This window comes from Pseudomonas sp. NyZ201 (assembly GCF_049860765.1).
In the GTDB taxonomy this organism is placed as follows: Bacteria; Pseudomonadota; Gammaproteobacteria; order Pseudomonadales; family Pseudomonadaceae; genus Aquipseudomonas; species Aquipseudomonas bharatica.
Genome location: NZ_CP187557.1, coordinates 5701639 through 5722113 on the forward strand (window position 1 = coordinate 5701639; position 20475 = coordinate 5722113).

Sequence of the window (20475 nt, forward strand, 5' to 3'; positions counted from 1 at the left end):
ACAAAAGTGTCCAACATCCGGGGCGCAGCTCATTCGCGCAATCCAACGGGCTTCTGCGTATCCCCCAAGACTCCGCTATGATGCGGGAATTTCCGCCCCACCCCGCGAGCCCACCATGCGTCGTCTGCTTTGCCTCCTGCTGCTGGCCCTTGCCCTGCCCGCCATGGGCGCCGGCCTGTTCGACAGCCGCCCCAGCGCCACTCTCGGCGCACCGTCCCTGAACAACAGCGCCGATTTCCTGCCGGTGCGCGAAGCCTTCAAGCTCAACCTGATCGACGGCGACAGCAAGACCATCAAGCTGCGCTTCGTCCCCGCCGAAGGCTATTACCTCTACCGCCACCGCTTCCAGTTCCGCACCGAACCGGCCGATATCGCCCTGGGCGCACCGCAGTTGCCGCCCGGCGAAGCCAAGCACGACGAGTTCTTCGGTGATGTCGAGGTGTACCACGGCATCCTCGATATCGACCTGCCACGTACCGACGATCAACGCCCCTTCACCCTGGTGGTGACCTACCAGGGCTGCGCCGACAAGGGCCTTTGCTACCCACCGGAAACCGAACGGCTGAGCATTGCCGGCAGCGAAACCGCAAGCCCGCCGGCAGCGACAACCAAGCAAGCCTGGACCTGGAACAGCCTGCTGCTGTTCTTCCTTGCCGGGGTTGGCCTGACCTTCACGCCCTGCGTGCTGCCGATGCTGCCGATTCTCTCCGGGGTGGTCCTGCGTGGTCAGGTCGGTGGCCTGCGCGGCCTCGCCCTGTCGCTGGCCTACGTGCTGCCGATGGCTGCCTGCTTCGCCCTGCTCGGTGCATTGATGGGCCTGTTCGGCGCCAGCCTCAACCTGCAGGCACGCTTGCAGTCGGCCTGGGTGCTGGTGCCGTTTTCACTGTTCTTCGTGCTGTTCGCCCTGGCCATGTTCGGCCTGTTCGAACTGAAACTGCCGCGCGCCGTTAACGACCGCCTGGACCGCGTTGCCGGTAACACCAAGGGCGGCTCGCTGCTCGGCGCCGCGATCCTCGGCGTGGTGTCCAGCCTGCTGGTTTCGCCTTGCGTGTCCGCGCCGCTGGCCGGGGCCCTGCTGTATATCAGCGCCAGCGGCGATGCCCTGGGCGGCGCGTTGAAGCTGTTCGCCCTGGGCCTGGGCATGGGCGCACCGTTGCTGCTGGTGGCAACGGGCGGCGCAGCCTGGCTGCCGAAAAGCGGGCCATGGCTGGTAACGGTGAAGAACGCCATCGGCGTTTTGCTCCTGGGCCTGGCCATCGGCCTGCTCAGCCGGGTGCTGCCGGGGCAGGTCACCCTGCTGCTGGTCGGCTTGCTGGCCGCCGGGGTGGCGCTGTTCCTCGGCGCCCTGGAATTCGGGTACAAGGCGCCGCGCCAGCGCCTGGCCCAGTTGCTCGGTCTGTTCCTGCTGGTCTACGCCGTGGCCTGCTGGTATGGCGCGCTGAGCGGGCAAAGCGATCCGCTGCGTCCCTTGCCCGCTGCGGGCAATGCCGGGGTCGCCAGCCAGGTGAAGAGCGACACCTGGCAAACCATCGACAGCCCTGCCGACCTCGACCGCGTCCTTGCCGAAGCCAAGGCTGCCGGCCAACCGCTGGTGCTCGACTGGTATGCCGACTGGTGCATCAGTTGCAAGGTGATCGAACGCGAGGTGCTTAATGCACCGAACGTGCTGCCATTGCTCGGGGAATACCGGCTGGTACGCTTCGATATCACCCGCAGCAGCGCCGAACAGCGTGCCCTGCTGGACCGCTACCAGCTGTTCGGCCCGCCGGCGCTGCTGTTCTTTGCCGCGAACGGCAGCGAAAACACTGCCGCGCGCGTGGTAGGCGAGACCAACGCCGGCGAATTCGCCGAACATCTCCAGCGCATCCGTGCCGATCTGCGTCTATAACTTCCCGGGGCCGCGCAAACATGCGGCCGGATGACCGGGATTAACAAAATAGTCACATATTTCGCGCGAATCTCGGTCATCGTGCTGGCTATTGCAGTTAACTGGACAGTGCTCCGCTCTTTGCGGCATAGTCGCCGCGCTTGTATTCATGTCCTACAAAAATCAAAGGATGCGCAGATGGCGACCCTACTGGTGCTGCACGGCCCCAACCTGAACTTGCTCGGCACGCGCGAGCCCGGCGTCTACGGCGCCGTGACCCTGGCGCAGATCAACCAGGACCTGGAGCAGCGTGCCCGCGCCGCCGGCCACCATCTGCAGTACCTGCAAAGCAATGCCGAGTACGAACTGATCGACCGGATCCACGCCGCGCGCAACGAAGGCGTGGACTTCATCCTGATCAATCCGGCGGCTTTCACCCATACCAGCGTCGCATTACGTGACGCATTGCTGGCGGTGAGCATCCCATTCATCGAAGTGCACCTGTCCAACGTGCACAAGCGCGAGCCGTTCCGTCACCACTCCTACTTTTCCGATGTCGCGGTAGGAGTGATCTGCGGCCTGGGCGCCAGCGGTTATCGCCTGGCCCTGGAGTCCGCCCTGGAACACCTGGCCGCCAAATCCGAATAACGCGAGCCCGGCCATCGCCGGGCTTACCGGAACGTTTGAATCACGTTCATACGACCCTGACCAAATATTGGGAGTTGATGATTAATGGATATTCGTAAAGTCAAGAAACTGATCGAACTGCTGGAAGAGTCCGGCATCGACGAGTTGGAGATCAAGGAAGGCGAAGAGTCGGTGCGCATCAGCCGCCACAGCAAGACTCCAGCCCAGCAGTACTACGCGCCGGCCCCGGCGCCGGTTGCCGCCGCCGTCGCTCCAGCTGCCGCACCGGCTCCAGCCGCTGCTCCGGCTGCCGCCGCTGCTCCTGCGCTGAAGGGCACCGTGATCCGTTCGCCAATGGTCGGTACCTTCTACCGCAAGGCTTCGCCAACCTCGCCAGCCTTCGTCGAAGTCGGCCAGGCGGTGAAGAAGGGCGACACCCTGTGCATCGTCGAAGCCATGAAGATGATGAACCACATCGAAGCCGATATCGGCGGCGTCATCGACGCCATCCTGGTGGAAGACGGTCAGCCGGTTGAGTTCGACCAGCCGCTGTTCACCATCGTTTGAACCGCGGAGAGCCTGCGATGTTGGAAAAAGTTCTGATCGCCAACCGCGGCGAAATTGCCCTGCGTATCCTGCGTGCCTGCAAGGAACTGGGTATCAAGACCGTCGCCGTACACTCCACGGCCGACCGCGAGCTGATGCACCTGGGCCTGGCTGACGAGTCCGTGTGCATCGGCCCGGCCTCGTCGAAGGATTCCTACCTGCACATCCCGGCGATCATCGCCGCTGCCGAAGTCACCGGCGCCACGGCCATTCACCCTGGCTACGGCTTCCTCGCGGAAAACGCCGACTTCGCCGAGCAGGTCGAGAAATCCGGCTTCGCCTTCATCGGCCCGAACGCCGACACCATCCGCCTGATGGGCGACAAGGTGTCGGCCAAGGACGCCATGATCAAGGCCGGCGTACCGACCGTACCGGGCTCCGACGGCCCGCTGCCGGAAGACGAGGAAACCGCGCTGGCCATCGCCCGCGAGGTGGGTTACCCGGTGATCATCAAGGCCGCCGGTGGCGGTGGTGGTCGCGGCATGCGCGTGGTGCACAAGGAAGAGGACCTGATTTCCTCGGCCAAGCTGACCCGTACCGAAGCCGGTGCTGCATTCGGCAACCCGATGGTGTACCTGGAGAAGTTCCTGACCAACCCACGCCACGTGGAAGTCCAGGTGCTTTCCGATGGCCAGGGCAACGCCGTGCACCTGGGCGACCGTGACTGCTCGCTGCAGCGCCGTCACCAGAAAGTGCTGGAAGAAGCCCCGGCCCCGGGCATCGATGAGAAGGCCCGCCAGGAAGTCTTCGCCCGTTGCGTCCAGGCGTGCGTGGAAATCGGCTACCGTGGCGCCGGTACCTTCGAGTTCCTTTACGAGAACGGTCGTTTCTACTTCATCGAGATGAACACTCGCGTGCAGGTAGAGCACCCGGTTTCGGAAATGGTCACCGGTATCGACATCGTCAAGGAGATGCTCAGCATCGCCGCTGGCAACAAGCTGTCGTTCACCCAGGACGACGTGGTGATCCGCGGTCACTCCCTGGAATGCCGGATCAACGCCGAGGATCCGAAGAAGTTCATTCCGAGCCCTGGCACGGTCAAGCACTTCCATGCTCCGGGCGGCAACGGCGTTCGCGTCGATTCGCACCTGTACAGCGGCTACGCGGTTCCACCGAACTACGACTCGCTGATCGGCAAGCTGATCACCTACGGCAAGGATCGCGACGAAGCCATGGCACGCATGCGCAATGCCCTGGATGAAATCGTCGTCGACGGGATCAAGACCAACATCCCGCTGCACCGCGAGCTGGTCCGTGACGAAGCCTTCTGCAAGGGCGGCGTCAACATTCACTACCTGGAGCACAAACTGGCCTCGGAGTAATCCGGACGGTTTTGCTTCACGGTGAATGCGAAAAGCCCCGAACCCAGGTTCGGGGCTTTTTATTTTCCGAAACGTGATGGCGCTCTTGCGAACCTCATCGCTGGCAACGCCAGCTTCCACAAGGACCGCATGCACCACCAATCCTGTGGGAGCCGGCGTTGCCGGCGATGAGGCCAGCAGGTTCACTGATGCTGTCAGGCCATGTTCTGGAGGGTGGTCAGTTGCAGAGCCTGCGCCTCGATCTGCTGCGCTGTCGCCGGCCGGCCACCCAGGGTGGTGACCTGCCCGTCACGCCGCTGCACCAGCACCTCCTGGCGGAACCGCTGCATGAAGCGCCGGGCACGCACGGCGATATCGCTGCTGCCGCCCAGCGAAGCCTCCAGCAGGATCGGATCGAGCACCTTCTGCACACTGGACCGGGTCGAGGTGAACACGCTGGTCGCGCCGTCCGCCAGGTCGAACCGCACGCCGTAGATATTGCCCAGGCACGACGAGTACGACCAATGATCCCACTGCGCCTGGATCCCCCGGCGCGCCAGGGCCGAACGCAGCGGTCCGCCGATATCCGCCGCCGTGGACAACCAGTCACCGCCCACCAGCACCGCACTGATCCGCCCTTCTTCCCCGCCACGACGAATGCCGTGCAAGGCGGTATCCAGTGCGTCCTCCACCAGCCGGCCGATATTGTGGTCGACATGGATGAGTGCCCCGCCTCGGGTCGCCGGGTTGTACAGGCAGACCGCGACGCAGGATTCGATATTCAGCGAGTACAGATAATTGTCGCTGCCCGCCGGATTGAACCGCGCGATCAGCCCTTCGCCCTGCAGGACACCACGTTGCGGCAGTGGATTGGTCCGCGCGGCAAAGGCATCCGCCACGTCCCAGACTCGCCCGAGATACTGGCTCGGCGCCCCGCCGAGCAGCCCGACCCGCTCGTTGAACTGCCAGCGGTTGCCCGGCCCGAGGCGGATCGGCACCCGGTACTGGGCCCGCGGGTAGCGGGGATCGAGCAAACGCAAGGTGTCCAGGTCGGGGTCGTGGATCACCTGGAAGTAGCGTCCGCGATCATTGACGTAGAACGCTTCCCGTCCATCTTCGCCGACCCGGCTGTAGACTCCTCGCCAGATGCCGCCCCGCTCCATGCTGCGCAGGTTGTCCGGGACCTTCCTCAAGGCTCGTTGCTCGTCCATGACACTGACCGCCGCCCGTTCGCCCTGGCGGATACCCGGCCGGGCCTGGTCGGTCAACTGGCTCCAGCGGCTAGCCTCGCTGGCCTTGCGCAGCCCCGCCCGCGAGGCATGGGTCAGCGCCCCCCAGGCTCCCGGCAAGGCAATGCCCCACAACGCGATCGCCACACCCAGCCAATGGTTCAGCGCCGCGGAATCGTCATCGGCGACATGACTGGCGATCGCCTTGTAGCTGCCGATGGCGATGAATACGGCATCGAGGGCGAAGCCCAGCGGCGGAAAAGCCAGGCTCAGGGGAAAGGCCGCGTATAGCAGGCCCTTGGTCACCTGTTCGACGATCACCTCGTGGCGACTACGGGTCACCGCCGCGATATCGCTGGCATGACTCTCCAGGAACGCGTCGTACTCGGCCATGAAATCGACGATCCGGTTGCCCTCGCGCAGGGTGTCGCGGGGCCGCTCGCCCTTCGCCAACTGCATCAGCCATTCGGAAACCTTTGGCCGGTCGACGAAGCGCACATGCTGCAGGTACCAGTCGTGCAAAGCGCCGCGGCCGGCACCGACGAAGCCCTGGTACTTGCGCAAGGTCAGGCCGTCGGGTGCCTGCGGCGTATACAGCCAGTCCTGGGCCACGCCACCGACGATACGCCGGAACACATACAGCCCGGTGCTATTGCGCCCGTTAAGCGTGAAGCGGAACAGCCCGCTGCCAGCGATATTGTCCGCCGACTCGCCCTGGGGCTCGCGCACCTCGCCCAGTTTATCGACGACCTCGAGCAACCAGTCACGCTCGCCGTCACTGATCATCCGCTTGCCGTGGGTGGCATGCACATCGCGCCGCAAGGTGGTCTGCGCCAGGGCGAAATGCAGGGCCCGCCTCTTGGCATATTCAGGATCGGCAGGGTCGAGGAACCGCGCGCGAATCGAGTCTGCATACGCCTGGCCGATGTAGGCGCTGCGCACATAGGTCACCAGCTCGGCGGCGCGCACCCTGCCCAGGTCCTGGCCGACGGACGAGCGCACCGGCATCCGCGGATTGTCCAGGCCCCAATTGTCGTCATAGCCATAAATGGCCAGGTCGAGCAGGGTGCGTGTGGTCTTTCCCGAAGAAATGAGCCCCGGGAAGAAATCGAAGAGGATGGTTTCCGGGTCGACCTCGTCGGTTACCCCGCATTCTCGAAGATAATCGGCGATCGCCGCCTTGACCGTGCGCCGGGAAAACGCCAACAGGCTTTCCTGCTCGGAAACCTGGTGCTGCATCGCCAGGTCGAGCAGGCGCAGATTCTCGTTGAGCCCGGCGATTACCCTGCCCTCGTCCAGCGTCAGTTCGGCGAACCAGCGCGGCGCATCGTACCAGGCGACCTGCTCCAGATGGTTGTCCCGCCCCAGCTCGACCAGGTAGCGGCAGCATTGGGCATAGCCATGCTGCGGGCCACGATGGTCGCGCGACAGGTCCCAGGCATCCGGTCGTTCACGCACAGCGGCATAGAACTGCTCGGCCTTGTACTGCCCGCGCACGTTGATCCGGTCCAGCAGGTAGCGGGTTCCGGCCTCGCCTGCCAGCCATTGCCCCAACTCAACGGCCAGGGCACGCAGCGAGGCCAGTTCTATCCATTCCTGGCCATCGGGCTTGCCGGGCGCATACAACACCAGCCCGGACAACAGGCCAGCGTCGTCCTGGTGATAGAACAGCATCAGTTGCGCCAGCGGCTCATCGGGAAACTGGGATACCCCGGTAACCTTGTCGCCGGGCTCGTCCCGCCCCACGCCGTTTCCGGCACGCACCCGCAGCACCCGCGCATAGCTTTCGGCCCCCAGATGGCCCTTGCACCGCGCGATGAAGGCGCTCTGCTGGAGGCGCATATCGTTAAGATCGAGCAGGGCCGAGAACACGTCCGGATTGGCATAACGCTCGGCCAATGCCTGGTGATAACCGGCGCGCGGATCGACATTCAGCAGCAACTCGTCGAGGAAACCGGCTGGCAGTACCTGGTTGAGCGCGCCAGGATCGCGCAGCAGGGTGCGAACCTTGTCCGGGCTGGCGGCGAAGGGACCTTCCGCCACCAGTGCGGCGAGCCGCAGGGTGCGTGCCACCGGGTACCGGGGGTGCTCCACGCGGGTGCGGACCTGCATTTCGTCGGGGTCGATATCCAGGCCGAGGGCAAGCCGGCAGTAGTCGATGATCGCCAGGCGGGCATGGGCTTCCAGGGAGTCGACTCCGTACAGCAACAACCTGAGCTGCTCGCGCAGTAGCCCATGGCGGTGCTGGAAATGCCGCAGCACCTCCAGTTCTTCGCTGTCCAGGGCGCTGAACCAGTCGCCCAGCGCCCCGCGCACCAAGGCGTCGATCTGCTGCCGCTCGGCGTCGGGCAGGCTGCCGGTGCCGTCGAACAGCGAGCGCCAGCGGGCGTCCAGGTCCTGGATGTACTGCAGCAGGCTGTCGCCATCGAAGCGCTTGAGGGTTTCGGCACAGAACAACGTCTTCAGCGCCGAGCAATGCGCTTCCAGTTGCTCCAGGAAACGCTCGCCCACCGCACTGGCGCCGTCCAGTCCGGCGGGGCGCTGCGTCCATTGCCGGCGCAATGCCTGGCAATAATCCTCCAGCACACCGGTCGCCGCACCTTCGATGATCTGCGCCACGGTCTGCTGGCGTTCGTTCCAGCCCTTCTGCGCGTCCTCAGGGTCCGCTTGCGCGAGCCAGCGCAAGGGACCGTGCAGGTCGGCGTCGAAATCCGGCAACTGCCCGTCGATCAGGCGCTGCAACAAGGCATGCAGCAGCGCCTGGGGGAAGCCGGGCGCGACGTCGCCTTCCGGGTAATAAGTGCGCAGGTGAACCATCAGCTGCTCAAGGGCGAAGTCTGCGAAATACGGCCGCCGCTCGAAAAAACCGTCGATCCATAGTTCCCAGCGTGTCAGTTGCAGCAGCGACAGGCGTGCCGCGCCATCCTCCAGCTTCATGCTCATCATCTGACTCCTTGTTGAATGAGGCAGCTCAGGTTGCGCGAGCCTTGGCACGACGGGGTGATAGATAGTTAGCGGGGTTGTTATCCACTTTGCCGTGCGCCTGGCGTAAACTGGCGGGCTTTCGCAGCACTGCGCTGAATCCCCTGGTGGAAGGTACCCCATGCCCTGGTTACAAGTTCGTCTGGCCATCACTCCGGAACAGGCCGAAACCTATGAAGACGCCCTGCTGGAAGTGGGCGCGGTTTCCGTGACCTTCATGGACGCCGAAGACCAGCCGATCTTCGAGCCGGACCTGAACACCACGCCGTTGTGGTCCAATACCCACCTGCTGGCCCTGTTCGAGGCCGATGCCGAGCCCGAGGCGGTGTTCGCCCACCTGCAACTGCTGACCGGCGCCGAGCTGCCCGAGCACCATGCAGAAGTGATCGCCGACCAGGACTGGGAGCGCAGCTGGATGGACAACTTCCAGCCCATGCGCTTCGGCCAGCGCCTGTGGATCGTGCCGAGCTGGCACGCGGCGCCGGAGCCGGACGCCGTCAACCTGCTGCTCGACCCGGGCCTGGCCTTCGGTACCGGCACCCACCCGACCACCGCCCTGTGCCTGGAGTGGCTGGACGGCCAGGACCTGAAGGGCGTCAACCTGCTGGACTTCGGCTGCGGCTCGGGCATCCTCGCCATCGCCGCCCTGCTGCTGGGCGCGCGCCGCGCCACCGGCACCGACATCGATGTCCAGGCCCTCGAAGCCTCACGCGACAACGCCGGACGCAATGGCATCGCCGAGGCTGACTTCGACCTGTACCTGCCGGAGCAGATGCCGGCGATGCAGGCCGACGTGCTGGTCGCCAATATCCTCGCCGGCCCGCTGGTCTCGCTGGCACCGCAACTCAGCGGCCTGGTCCGCCCGGGCGGCCTGCTGGCGCTCTCGGGCATCCTTGCCGAGCAGGGCGAGGAAGTGGCTGCGGCCTACGCGGCGGACTTCGACCTGGACCCGATCGTCGTGCGCGATGGCTGGGTTCGCATCAGTGGTCGCCGCCGTTAACAGCACCTAGACTTCACCTCAGCCCACCCCGGATCGCCGCATGACCGACAGTTTCGTCACCCAGTGCCCGCATTGCCAGACCAGCTTTCGCGTCAGCCACAACCAGTTGAGCGTGGCCCGCGGGGTCGTGCGCTGCGGCAATTGCCTGCAGGTCTTCAATGCCGCCAAGCAATTGCTGGAGCAGAACGCGTCGCTGCAATCGGTGCTGATGCCGCCTGCCGGGGCAGCACCGGCCGCGCCGCCCATCGAGACACCCGCGAGCGATCCCGTCCCCGCTGAAAAAGGCCCGGCCCTGCCGGCCTGGGGCGAGGTCGACCTGGACCAGCTTGACCTGGACAGCGAACTGGCCCGCCTGGAACAGCGCGAGATCCAGCCGAGCCTGTCGTTCAACGCCTCCCCGCGTCGTGACGACAGCCTCAGCGCCAAGCGCGACGAAGCCGACCCCGACGAGCGCCTGGAAGATGGCCTGTCCACCACCGAGGAACACGATCCGCTGGCGCCGACGCTCGACGAACCGCCGCTGGAAGCGGAGGGTGACGATGTCGAGGAGCGGCAGGCCCGCACCGAACCTTCGCTGTCCCTGGACCTGCCGGAGCCCGATGACACCCCGCCGGTGCGCTCGCTGGCGATCGAAGAAGAGCACGACGAGCCTCTCGACAGCGGCGCCGGCCTGTCGGCTCGCGACGACGAGCCGGAAGAGGCAGGCCAGGACAGCAGCGACCGTCGCGAGCCGGAACTGGGCGCCCTGCCCCCGGCTGGCAGTACGCCACGCAAGGAATCCCTGGTCGACCTGGTCGACGACCCGATCCAGCTCGACTGGCAGAAACCGCAGGGCACCCTGGGCCGCAAACTGCTGTGGAGCCTGTTGATCCTGCTGGCTGCCGCAGGCCTGGCAGGCCAGTACATCTGGTATCACTTCGACGAACTGGCCCGCCAGGACCAATACCGTCCGTGGTTCCAGCAGTTGTGCCCGAGCCTCGGATGCGAGGTGCCGTCCAAGGTGGATATCGCCCGGATCAAGAGCAGCAACCTGGTGGTGCGCAGCCATCCAGACTTCAAGGGCGCGCTGGTAGTTGACGCGATCATCTACAATCGTGCGCCGTTCTCCCAGCCTTTCCCGCTGCTGGAACTGCGCTTCGCCGACCTCAACGGCCAGTTGATCGCCAGCCGGCGCTTCAAGCCCGCCGAGTATCTCGGCGGCGAACTGGCGGGCAAGGACGAAATGCCCAGCCAGACGCCGATCCACATCGCCCTGGACATCCTCGATCCGGGCCCGAAAGCGGTCAACTACAGCCTGAGCTTCCGCTCTCCCGAGTGATTCCCGGCCTTCGGCGCCAGTGTTCTGGCGTCGGCGGCGGGTTGCCCGCGTCCCGTCCTCGCGTCGTAACTGTTCAGATTTTATCCAGATTCATCTTTATCCGGTCATCGAGAGCGGGTATCATGCCCACCCTTTTTCGAACTCTAATGATCCGGCCCCACAACAGGGAACTCCTATGTCGGCGGTACGCATCGGCCCTTACGAACTGCAGAACAACCTGATCCTGGCCCCCATGGCCGGCGTCACGGACCAGCCTTTTCGCCAGCTTTGCCGACGAATGGGCGCTGGCCTGGTGGTGTCCGAGATGGTCAGCAGCGACATGAGCCTGTGGAACAGTCGCAAGTCGCGCCTGCGCATGATCCACGCAGGCGATCCCGAGCCACGCTCGGTACAGATCGCCGGCGGCGACGCGCAGATGCTCGCGGCGGCGGCACGTGCCAACGTCGAGCTGGGCGCCCAGATCATCGACATCAACATGGGCTGCCCGGCAAAAAAAGTCTGCAACAAGGCCGCAGGCTCTGCTTTATTGAAAGATGAAGCGCTGGTGAGTGAAATCCTCCACGCGGTGGTCGCCGCGGTGGAGGTGCCGGTGACCCTGAAGATCCGTACCGGCTGGGACCGGGACAACAAGAACGGCCTGACCGTGGCGAAGATCGCCGAGCAGGCCGGGATCCAGGCGCTGGCCGTGCATGGCCGGACCCGCGCTGACCTGTACACCGGCGAAGCCGAGTACGAAACCATCGCGATGATCAAGCAGGCGGTGTCGATCCCGGTGTTCGCCAACGGTGACATCACTTCGCCGCAGAAGGCCCGCCAGGTACTCGACAGCACCGGCGCCGACGGCCTGCTGATCGGTCGGGCCGCCCAGGGGCGACCCTGGATCTTTCGCGAGATCGAGCATTACCTGCGCACCGGCGAAACCTTGCCGGCGCCACAGCTGGGCGAAGTGGAAGGGATTCTGCTGCAACACCTGGCAGCGCTGCATGCCTTCTACGGCGATGTAATGGGCGTGCGAATCGCCCGCAAGCACGTTGGCTGGTACCTGGCAACGTTACCGGGAGCCCGTGAATTCCGTGCCCGGTTCAATCGTTTGGAAGACACGCACGCGCAATGCGCCGACGTTCGCCAGTTCTTCCGCGAACGCGAACAGAGCCTTGAGACAGAGGACGGACAAGGGGTGGCCGCATGACGATGATGACCGAGACTTTAGTGAGTGGAACAACGCCCGTGAGCGACAACGTCAACCTGAAACAGCACCTCAATACCCCGAGCGAAGAGGGCCAGACCCTTCGCGGAAGCGTGGAGAAGGCGCTGCACAACTACTTCGCCCACCTCGAGGGCGCGGCCGTCACGGACGTGTACAACCTGGTGCTCTCGGAAGTCGAGGCGCCCCTGCTCGAAAGCGTGATGAACTACGTCAAGGGCAACCAGACCAAGGCCAGCGAGCTGCTTGGACTGAACCGCGGCACCTTGCGCAAGAAACTCAAGCAGTACGACCTGTTGTAAGCATGAACCCCAACCAGAAAAGGCGACTCCTCGTGAGGTCGCCTTTTTTGCTGACTCCACCGCGTTATGGAATCTGAAATGACCGACCAGACTACCCGCCTGCCGATCCGCCGTGCCTTGATCAGCGTTTCCGACAAGACCGGGATCATCGAATTCGCCCGTGAGCTGCAAGGCCTGGGCGTCGAGATCCTGTCTACCGGCGGCACCTTCAAGCTGCTCCAGGACAACGGCATCGCCGCGGTCGAAGTCGCCGACTACACCGGCTTCGCGGAAATGATGGACGGCCGGGTCAAGACCCTGCACCCGAAAATCCACGGTGGCATCCTCGGCCGTCGCGGCACCGACGACGCCATCATGCAGGAGCACGGGATCAAGCCGATCGACCTGGTCGCCGTCAACCTGTACCCGTTCGAAGCCACCATCTCCAAGCCGGGCTGCGACCTGCCGACCGCCATCGAGAACATCGACATCGGCGGCCCGACCATGGTCCGTTCCGCTGCGAAGAACCACAAGGACGTGGCCATCGTGGTCAACGCCAGCGACTACGCCAGCGTCCTGGAAAACCTCAAGGCCGGTGGCCTGACCTACGCCCAGCGCTTCGACCTGATGCTCAAGGCATTCGAGCACACCGCAGCCTACGACGGCATGATCGCCAACTACATGGGCACCGTGAACCAGGCCGCCGAAACCCTGAGTACCGAAGGCCGCAGCGAATTCCCGCGCACCTTCAACAGCCAGTTCATCAAGGCCCAGGAAATGCGCTACGGCGAAAACCCGCACCAGAGCGCGGCGTTCTATGTCGAGGCCAAGCCGTCGGAAGCCGGCATCGCCACCGCCGTGCAACTGCAAGGCAAGGAACTGTCGTATAACAACGTGGCCGACACCGACGCGGCGCTGGAATGCGTGAAGAGCTTCGTCAAGCCGGCCTGCGTCATCGTCAAGCATGCCAACCCGTGCGGCGTTGCGGTCAGCCCTGAAGGCGGCATCCGCCAGGCTTACGAACTGGCCTACGCCACCGACACCGAATCGGCCTTCGGCGGCATCATCGCCTTCAACCGCGAGCTGGACGGCGAAACCGCCCGCGCCATCGTCGAGCGCCAGTTCGTCGAGGTCATCATCGCTCCGAGCGTGAGCGAGGAAGCCCGTGCCGTGGTCGCGGCCAAGGCCAACGTGCGCCTGCTGGCCTGCGGCGAATGGTCGGCCGAACGTGCCGCTGCCTGGGACTACAAGCGCGTTACCGGCGGCCTGCTGGTACAGAGCCGCGATATCGGCATGATCACCGAGGGCGACCTCAAGGTCGTGACCCGCCGCGCCCCGAGCGAGCAGGAAATCAACGACCTGATCTTCGCCTGGAAAGTGGCCAAGTTCGTCAAGTCCAACGCCATCGTCTACGCCAAGAACCGCCAGACCATCGGCGTCGGCGCCGGCCAGATGAGCCGCGTCAACTCTGCCCGCATCGCCGCGATCAAGGCCGAGCACGCCGGCCTGCAGGTGCAGGGTGCGGTCATGGCCTCGGATGCGTTCTTCCCGTTCCGTGACGGCATCGACAATGCCGCAAAAGTGGGCATTACCGCTGTGATCCAGCCAGGCGGCTCGATGCGCGACGCCGAAGTGATCGCAGCAGCCGACGAAGCCGGCATCGCCATGGTCTTCACCGGAATGCGCCATTTCCGCCATTGATTTCAGCTTTCAAGCTTGACGCGGACCCTGTGGGAGCGGGTTCACCCGCGATTACGGTAGTGAATTCACCGACGTAATCGCGGGTAAACCCGCTCCCACACGGCCCCTGCAAAGCCCAAGAGTCATGTTTTGTTCTGTGGGAACGGGCTTGCCCTCCGGCCTTTCCCATGAAAGCCAACAGCATTAGCGTCATCGAGGTTTGCACATGAACGTTTTGATCATCGGCAGCGGCGGCCGTGAGCACGCCCTGGCCTGGAAAGTCGCCCAGGACCAACGGGTCGAGAAAGTCTTCGTCGCCCCCGGCAACGCCGGCACCGCCACCGAAGCCAAGTGCGAGAACGTCGCTATCGACGTGCTGGCCCTGGAGCAACTGGCCGACTTCGCCGAGAAGAACGTCGCGCTGACCATCGTCGGCCCCGAGGCACCGCTGGTTGCCGGTGTCGTCGACCTGTTCCGCAAGCGTGGCCTGGACTGCTTCGGCCCGACCGCCGGCGCCGCCCAGCTGGAAGGCTCGAAGGCCTTTACCAAGGACTTCCTGGCCCGCCACAGGATTCCGACCGCCGACTACCAGAACTTCACCGAGATCGAGCCGGCCCTGGCCTACCTGCGCGAAAAAGGCGCACCGATCGTGATCAAGGCCGACGGCCTGGCCGCCGGCAAAGGCGTGATCGTCGCCATGACCCTGGCCGAAGCCGAAGACGCCGTGCGCGACATGCTCGCCGGCAATGCCTTCGGTGAAGCCGGCTCGCGCGTGGTCATCGAGGAATTCCTCGACGGCGAGGAAGCCAGCTTCATCGTCATGGTCGACGGCGCCAACGTGCTGCCGATGGCCACCAGCCAGGACCACAAGCGTGTCGGCGACGCCGATACCGGCCCGAACACCGGCGGCATGGGTGCCTACTCCCCTGCGCCAGTGGTCACCGCCGAGGTGCACCAGCGCGTCATGGACCAGGTGATCTACCCGACCGTGCGCGGCATGGCTGCCGAAGGCAACGTCTACACTGGCTTCCTTTATGCAGGCCTGATGATCGACAAGGCCGGCAACCCGAAGGTCATCGAGTTCAACTGCCGCTTCGGCGACCCGGAAACCCAACCGGTGATGCTGCGCCTGGAGTCGAGCCTGGTGCTGCTGGTCGAGGCCGCGCTGGCCAAGGCCCTGGACAAGGTCGAAGCGGTCTGGGATCCGCGTCCGAGCCTGGGCATCGTCCTGGCGGCCGGCGGCTATCCTGGCGATTACGCCAAGGGCGCGCCGATCAAGGGCCTGGGTGCCGCGGCCGCGCTGCAAGGCAAAGTGTTCCATGCCGGTACCGCCCTGAAGGACGGCCAGGTCGTCACCAGCGGCGGCCGCGTGCTCTGCGCTACCGCCCTGGGTGATACCGTCGAGGCCGCCCAGCAACAGGCTTATCGCCTGGCTGCGGAACTCGACTGGGAAGGCGCTTTCTACCGCAAGGACATTGGCTACCGTGCCATTGCCCGCGAGCGGGGCGAGCATCAGGAGTAATCCGTCGGCACGCAGGCGCAGCGCCTCTCTGGCGCGCCTTGCGGCCGGTCGGCAGGGCCCCGCCGGGGGCCTTGCCTTGGACTTGGCACGCCGCGCATAGTTGTGCACCGGCATCACGCTAGGAAGGGATATTTCGTGCGTTGGCTCAGGACTGCCATTGGAATCGTCGTCAGCTTGCTGACCCTGCTCTGCCTGCCACCGGCGTCCGCCGATTCCGGCAGCGGCTGGGCCGTTCTGCTCGATACCCAAGGCAACCTGCAACTTGGCGATATCCGCTCCGAGCGCTACCGCAACCAGTTCAGCCCCATCGAACCCGCCCAGCTCAACGCCGCCGCGCCCAACCAGGCCCTGTGGCTGCACCTGCGCCTGCCCCCCGGGCACCAGGAACAGGTCATTCGTATCTTCGCCCCCGATCTTTCCCGTCTGGATCTCTATGTCCTGGACGGCAACAACCTGCTCCAGCAAAGCCATGACGGCCGGCGCAGCGACAGCGGCCTGCTGACCCTGGGCAGCAGCGACCACCTGCTGTCCCTGCCCGCCAGCCCGGTGGCCCTGGACGTCTACCTGCGGCTGGTTTCCGAACACCAGTTGCGCCCTGGCATCACCCTGCTGCCTGCCGTCGAAGCCGCCGCCGACCAGCGCCGGCCGCTACTGTTCGGCCTGCTGATCGGCTGCCTGGGCATGCTGGTCCTGCACAACCTGGCCCGCTTTGCCTATTCGCGCTCGGCCACCAGCCTGTGGCTGGCCGGCTACCATCTGCTGATGCTGCTCAGCGCCCTGATCCTGCTCAACCTGAGCGGCCCGTGGAGTCTCTGGCACAGCGCGCGGACCCCGGCGGCCTACCTTACGGTGATGCTCGCCACCCTCTGCGGCCTGGCCTTTACCCAGCGCTTCTTCGCCCCGCTGGGGCCATCACCGGTCAATCGCCTGCTGCACGGCCAGATGTTGCTGGTGGTGTTCTGCGGCCTGTTGCTGCTGTTCGTCGATACCCTGCCGCTGAACCTGATGACCTACGTCCTGGTCGCCCTTGGCTGCCTGAGCATGCTGGTCATCGCCGCGTGGCATTGGTACAAGGGCTTTGCCCCGGCACGGCTGTTCGCCCTGGCCATGCTGATCTTCAACCTTGGCTGCCTGGTGGTGCTGCCGGCCCTGCTCGGCCTGACCCGCACACCGACCCAATGGTTGATGTTCATCCTCCTGGGCCTGAACGTGGTCAGCGGCCTGCTGCTCAACCTGTCGGTCAGCGAGCGCCTGCGCAGCATCAACGAGCAACGGGTCAGCGCGAGCCGCGAACAGGCGGCGAGCAACGCCGAGATCAACGCCAAGGCCGAGTTCCTGGCCAAGATCAGCCATGAAATCCGTACCCCGATGAACGGCGTGCTGGGCATGACCGAACTGCTCCTGGGCACGCCGTTGTCGGTCAAGCAGCGCGACTACGTGCAAACCATCCACAGCGCCGGCAACGAGCTGCTGACCTTGATCAACGAGATCCTCGACATCTCCAAGCTGGAGTCCGGGCAGATCGAGCTGGACGACGTGCAGTTCGATCTCAATGCGCTGATCGAGGACTGCCTGGGCATCTTCCGGGCCAAGGCCGAACAGCAGAACATCGAACTGATCAGCTTCACCCAGCCCCAGGTGCCGCGGGTCATCAGCGGCGACCCGACGCGCCTGCGCCAGGCCATGCTCAGCCTGCTGGACAACGCCCTGAAGAAGACCGACCACGGCGAGATCCTTCTGGTGGTGGCCCTCGACCAGCGCGGCGACAGCCCGCGCCTGCGCATTGCCGTACAGGATAACGGCGAAGCCATGCAGGCCGCCGAGCGCGATGCCCTGCTGCAGGCCGAGTTGCACAGCAAGCATTTCCTTTCCAGCAACAAGCTCGGCGGTCACCTCGGCCTGGTCATCGCCAAGCAACTGGTCAACCTGATGCACGGCGAATTCGGCATCAAGACCAGCCACAACCAGGGCAACACCCTGTGGCTGACCCTGCCCCTCGACGCCCAGCGCCTGGAACAGCCGGCCACCGACCTGGACGCCTCGCTGCGTGGCGCGCGGGTGCTGGTAGTGGACGACAACGACACCTGCCGCAAGGTCCTGGTCCAGCAATGCGGCGCCTGGGGCATGAACGTCAGCGCCGTGCCCTCGGGCAAGGAAGCCCTGGCCCTGCTGCGCACCAAGGCGCACCTGCGCGACTACTTCGACGCGGTCCTGCTCGACCAGAACATGCCGGGCATGACCGGCATGCAACTGGCGGCGAAGATCAAGGAAGACCCGAGCCTGAACCACGACATCCTGCTGGTGATGCTCACCGGCATCAGCAACGCGCCGAGCAAGATCATCGCGCGCAATGCCGGGGTCAAGCGGATCCTCGCCAAGCCGGTGGCCGGCTACACCCTCAAGACCACCCTGGCCGAAGAACTGGCCCAGCGCAGCCTGGCCCCGCCGCCAAGCCTGGCGCCGCCGCCCAAGCCAATGCCGATCGAATTGCCGGCGGATTTCCGCATCCTTGTCGCCGAGGACAACAGCATCTCCACCAAGGTCATCCGCGGCATGCTCGGCAAGCTCAGCATCGAACCGGACACCGCCAGCAACGGTGAGGAAGCGCTGAAAGCAATGAAGGCTCGCCAATACGACCTGGTGCTGATGGATTGCGAAATGCCGATACTCGACGGTTTCTCGGCGACCCAGCAACTGCGGGCCTGGGAAGCCGCGAGCGGCCGCCCGCACACGCCGGTGGTAGCCCTGACCGCCCACATCCTTGCCGAACACAAGGAGCGTGCACGCCAGGCGGGAATGGACGGGCACATGTCCAAGCCGGTGGAATTGTCGCAACTGCGCGAGCAGATCGAGTACTGGGTGGCCCGTCGCGAACAGACACACCCACCGGCGGATGCGCCGCTGTCACACTGATACACTTGCCCGCCTCTGCCCTTTCGCGAGCCCCGACCATGCTCCATGAGTTGTTCAGCGTTTATCTGAAGATGCTCGTGCTCTACAGCCCGTTCTTCGTGCTGTCCTGCTTCATCAGCCTGACCCGCGGGTACTCCAGCAAGGAGCGCAAGCACCTGGCCTGGAAAGTGGCGATGGGCGTGCTGATCGCCAGCGTGTTGCTGTACCTGTTCGGGCGGGTGATCTTCGGCGTGTTCGGCATCACCCCGGACGCCTTCCGCATCGGCGCCGGCAGCGTGCTGTTCATTTCGGCGCTGGGCATGGCCCAGGGCAAGTCGGCGGTGCAGACCGACAACGTGCAGCAGGATGTGACCATCGTGCCGCTGACCATTCCCCTGACCGTCGGCCCCGGCACCATCGGGGCCCTGTTGGTGATGGGGGTCGGCCAGCCGCACTGGGATGACAAGGCGCTGGCCATCGTCAGTATCGCCCTGGCCAGTGCCACCGTCGGCCTGGTGCTGTACCTCTCCAACCGCATCGAGAAGATCCTCGGCGACCAGGGCCTGCAGATCGTCAGCCGGCTGATGGGCCTGTTCGTCTGCGCCCTTGCGGCCCAGATCATCTTTACCGGGATCAAGGGTTACCTGTTGTCCTGATCACAACTCGTAGATGTCTTCCAGCAGGGCCTTGAGCAGGCGTTGCCGGACCTTGTCGCCGAACTGTTGCTCGAAGAGCCTGGCATTGAAGCGTACCAGCTCGGCACGTACCCGGCGGCTGGTGCGCTCGCGATAGAGAAAGCCGTTGCCCAGTTCCTCGCGGTCGAGGTCCTCGTGATACAGGACCATGTCGACGTATCCCGGCCGGTTCACCCGGCACGGCAGCAACTGGAACGAGGTCGCCTCCAGCGAGCGTTGCTCGAAGCGAAACAGCGCCGGCTGGACCAGCCCCAGGGTATCGATGGACCAGCGGGTAATGTGCGAGTACTCGGGGCCGGCCGCCGCCCCGATGCGTTCGAGCATGGCCTCGCGTACCGAGCGCCGCTCCAGGTCGGGGTCGAACGGCTCGCGCGGCGAGGTCGCGTCCCAACCCAGGAATTTCAGTTGCTGGCGATAGTAGTCATAGCCATCGCTGACCTGCCCGCTGTCGACCACCTCCCGGGTTGCCCGCTGGGCGAACAGCATGGCGGTCTGCACACGTTCGCGCATGTCTTTGTCGATACCCGGGAAAAAGGACATCAGGGCATTGCCGACCACGGCCGCCCGAAGTTGCTCTGTCATGCTTGGTTTCCTCAATGAAGGGTAAGGCCGGCCGGCAACCGGGCGAAACCGTCGCGCTCGCTATCGCGCATCTCGGGTGCAGGCTCGGCCAGCAGGCTTTGGAAATACAGGTCGCCGCGCAGGGTCGCGCCGGCCAGCGGCGCCTTCAGCCACTGCTGGTCGAGGATGGCGCTGGTCTCCAGGGCGATGCTGCACAGGCTGAGCTGCGAGCCGGGACTCAGCACGCCCAGCTCCAGCACCAGCCGGGTGATGCCGCCACGGGCCTGCAAGGCGCTGCGAGAAAGCTGTGCCAGCCCCGGCGGGTTCAGCAGCAGCGAGTCGATGCCCAGTTCCAGCAACTCGCCCAATTCGCCGTGCTGGCTGCCCAGCCACAGCAACAAGGGTTGGGTCGGCGACAGCAGGGTGCGGCCGCCGGCGGTTTCAACGCTCTGGCAACTGTGCGTAACCCGCCAGCCGCGTCGCCCGAAAGCATTGCGATAGGCGCGGTACCAGCGCCGGTACTGGTCGAAACGCGATGCCATGACTCCGTCGGCAAGGAGTTGCGCGTGATGCAATGAGCCAAGCGCATGATTGCGCTCCAGCTCACTGACCTGCGGGGCGACCAAAACCAGGCTGCCCCCGGTGATCCACATCGTATAGCCGTCGACATCCATGTCCGTTCACTCCATAAAATCGCCGGGGGCAAGCCG

The 20475-nt window shown here is 64.9% G+C and carries 15 protein-coding genes; 12 read left to right on the forward strand and 3 right to left on the reverse strand.

The window, feature by feature from the left end; translation table 11 throughout:
- Positions 1-115 precede the first annotated feature (115 nt).
- The 4 genes from ACPFMA_RS25670 to accC all read left to right on the forward strand — a co-directional run bounded on the left by ACPFMA_RS25670 (position 116) and on the right by accC (position 4422).
- Positions 116-1888: a protein-disulfide reductase DsbD gene (locus tag ACPFMA_RS25670; RefSeq protein WP_425929058.1), complete on the forward strand. Its 1773-nt coding sequence runs from the start codon at positions 116-118 to the stop codon at positions 1886-1888.
- A 177-nt stretch (positions 1889-2065) separates the two neighbouring features.
- Positions 2066-2515 (forward strand): type II 3-dehydroquinate dehydratase, encoded by a 450-nt coding sequence (gene aroQ / locus ACPFMA_RS25675; RefSeq protein ID WP_009398724.1) that lies wholly within the window; start codon positions 2066-2068, stop codon positions 2513-2515.
- Positions 2516-2599: 84 nt separating this feature from the next.
- Positions 2600-3061 carry an acetyl-CoA carboxylase biotin carboxyl carrier protein gene (gene accB / locus ACPFMA_RS25680; protein ID WP_420058200.1) on the forward strand — a complete coding sequence of 154 codons (462 nt, stop codon included), beginning with the start codon at positions 2600-2602 and terminating at the stop codon, positions 3059-3061.
- A gap of 17 nt (positions 3062-3078) precedes the next feature.
- Positions 3079-4422 carry an acetyl-CoA carboxylase biotin carboxylase subunit gene (accC, locus tag ACPFMA_RS25685; protein WP_009398719.1) on the forward strand — a complete coding sequence of 448 codons (1344 nt, stop codon included), beginning with the start codon at positions 3079-3081 and terminating at the stop codon, positions 4420-4422.
- A gap of 194 nt (positions 4423-4616) precedes the next feature.
- Here accC and ACPFMA_RS25690 read toward each other — a convergent pair whose 3' ends face one another.
- Entirely contained in the window at positions 4617-8573 is a 3957-nt protein-coding gene (locus ACPFMA_RS25690) for a hypothetical protein (protein ID WP_425929061.1), read from the reverse strand.
- Positions 8574-8733: 160 nt separating this feature from the next.
- On the opposite strand from ACPFMA_RS25690, the gene prmA reads away from it, so the two are divergent.
- From prmA to ACPFMA_RS25730, 8 genes are all read left to right on the forward strand, one after another.
- A complete protein-coding gene (gene prmA / locus ACPFMA_RS25695; protein ID WP_064301578.1) occupies positions 8734-9612 on the forward strand; it encodes a 50S ribosomal protein L11 methyltransferase in 879 nt (292 codons plus the stop codon).
- 40 nt (positions 9613-9652) lie between these two features.
- Complete coding sequence (locus ACPFMA_RS25700; protein ID WP_425929063.1) at positions 9653-10930, forward strand: DUF3426 domain-containing protein; 1278 nt, start codon at positions 9653-9655, stop codon at positions 10928-10930.
- Between the two features lie 175 nt (positions 10931-11105).
- Entirely contained in the window at positions 11106-12119 is a 1014-nt protein-coding gene (gene dusB, locus ACPFMA_RS25705) for a tRNA dihydrouridine synthase DusB (protein WP_009398710.1), read from the forward strand.
- On the forward strand, positions 12116-12436 hold the full coding sequence (fis, locus tag ACPFMA_RS25710; protein ID WP_003186237.1) for a DNA-binding transcriptional regulator Fis: 321 nt from the start codon (positions 12116-12118) through the stop codon (positions 12434-12436). The genes dusB and fis overlap by 4 nt, the downstream gene beginning before the upstream one ends.
- Before the next feature lie 78 nt (positions 12437-12514).
- Positions 12515-14116: a bifunctional phosphoribosylaminoimidazolecarboxamide formyltransferase/IMP cyclohydrolase gene (purH, locus tag ACPFMA_RS25715; protein WP_009398706.1), complete on the forward strand. Its 1602-nt coding sequence runs from the start codon at positions 12515-12517 to the stop codon at positions 14114-14116.
- Positions 14117-14321: 205 nt separating this feature from the next.
- Positions 14322-15617 carry a phosphoribosylamine--glycine ligase gene (purD, locus tag ACPFMA_RS25720; RefSeq protein WP_009398704.1) on the forward strand — a complete coding sequence of 432 codons (1296 nt, stop codon included), beginning with the start codon at positions 14322-14324 and terminating at the stop codon, positions 15615-15617.
- Positions 15618-15752: 135 nt separating this feature from the next.
- Positions 15753-18530, forward strand: a complete 2778-nt coding sequence (locus tag ACPFMA_RS25725) for a response regulator (RefSeq protein WP_425929067.1) — start codon at positions 15753-15755, stop codon at positions 18528-18530.
- 38 nt (positions 18531-18568) lie between these two features.
- Entirely contained in the window at positions 18569-19165 is a 597-nt protein-coding gene (locus ACPFMA_RS25730; protein ID WP_064301573.1) for a MarC family protein, read from the forward strand.
- Here ACPFMA_RS25730 and ACPFMA_RS25735 read toward each other — a convergent pair whose 3' ends face one another.
- Both ACPFMA_RS25735 and ACPFMA_RS25740 read right to left on the reverse strand, forming a co-directional pair.
- Positions 19166-19786, reverse strand: coding sequence for a hypothetical protein (locus ACPFMA_RS25735; protein WP_420058195.1), 621 nt, complete (start codon positions 19784-19786; stop codon positions 19166-19168).
- An 11-nt stretch (positions 19787-19797) separates the two neighbouring features.
- The gene (locus tag ACPFMA_RS25740; protein ID WP_425929070.1) at positions 19798-20439 is read right to left on the reverse strand and encodes a hypothetical protein; all 642 of its coding nucleotides are present in this window, start codon (positions 20437-20439) and stop codon (positions 19798-19800) included.
- Between the last annotated feature and the right edge of the window lie 36 nt (positions 20440-20475).

Excerpts from the sequence above, each read along its gene's own strand:
- ACPFMA_RS25670 (WP_425929058.1), top strand. The coding sequence starts at position 116 with ATGCGTCGTCTGCTTTGCCTCCTGCTGCTGGCCCTTGCCCTGCCCGCC.
- aroQ (WP_009398724.1), top strand. The coding sequence starts at position 2,066 with ATGGCGACCCTACTGGTGCTGCACGGCCCCAACCTGAACTTGCTCGGC.
- accB (WP_420058200.1), top strand. The coding sequence starts at position 2,600 with ATGGATATTCGTAAAGTCAAGAAACTGATCGAACTGCTGGAAGAGTCC.
- accC (WP_009398719.1), top strand. The coding sequence starts at position 3,079 with ATGTTGGAAAAAGTTCTGATCGCCAACCGCGGCGAAATTGCCCTGCGT.
- ACPFMA_RS25690 (WP_425929061.1), bottom strand. The coding sequence starts at position 8,573 with ATGAGCATGAAGCTGGAGGATGGCGCGGCACGCCTGTCGCTGCTGCAA.
- prmA (WP_064301578.1), top strand. The coding sequence starts at position 8,734 with ATGCCCTGGTTACAAGTTCGTCTGGCCATCACTCCGGAACAGGCCGAA.
- ACPFMA_RS25700 (WP_425929063.1), top strand. The coding sequence starts at position 9,653 with ATGACCGACAGTTTCGTCACCCAGTGCCCGCATTGCCAGACCAGCTTT.
- dusB (WP_009398710.1), top strand. The coding sequence starts at position 11,106 with ATGTCGGCGGTACGCATCGGCCCTTACGAACTGCAGAACAACCTGATC.
- fis (WP_003186237.1), top strand. The coding sequence starts at position 12,116 with ATGACGATGATGACCGAGACTTTAGTGAGTGGAACAACGCCCGTGAGC.
- purH (WP_009398706.1), top strand. The coding sequence starts at position 12,515 with ATGACCGACCAGACTACCCGCCTGCCGATCCGCCGTGCCTTGATCAGC.
- purD (WP_009398704.1), top strand. The coding sequence starts at position 14,322 with ATGAACGTTTTGATCATCGGCAGCGGCGGCCGTGAGCACGCCCTGGCC.
- ACPFMA_RS25730 (WP_064301573.1), top strand. The coding sequence starts at position 18,569 with ATGCTCCATGAGTTGTTCAGCGTTTATCTGAAGATGCTCGTGCTCTAC.
- ACPFMA_RS25735 (WP_420058195.1), bottom strand. The coding sequence starts at position 19,786 with ATGACAGAGCAACTTCGGGCGGCCGTGGTCGGCAATGCCCTGATGTCC.
- ACPFMA_RS25740 (WP_425929070.1), bottom strand. The coding sequence starts at position 20,439 with ATGGATGTCGACGGCTATACGATGTGGATCACCGGGGGCAGCCTGGTT.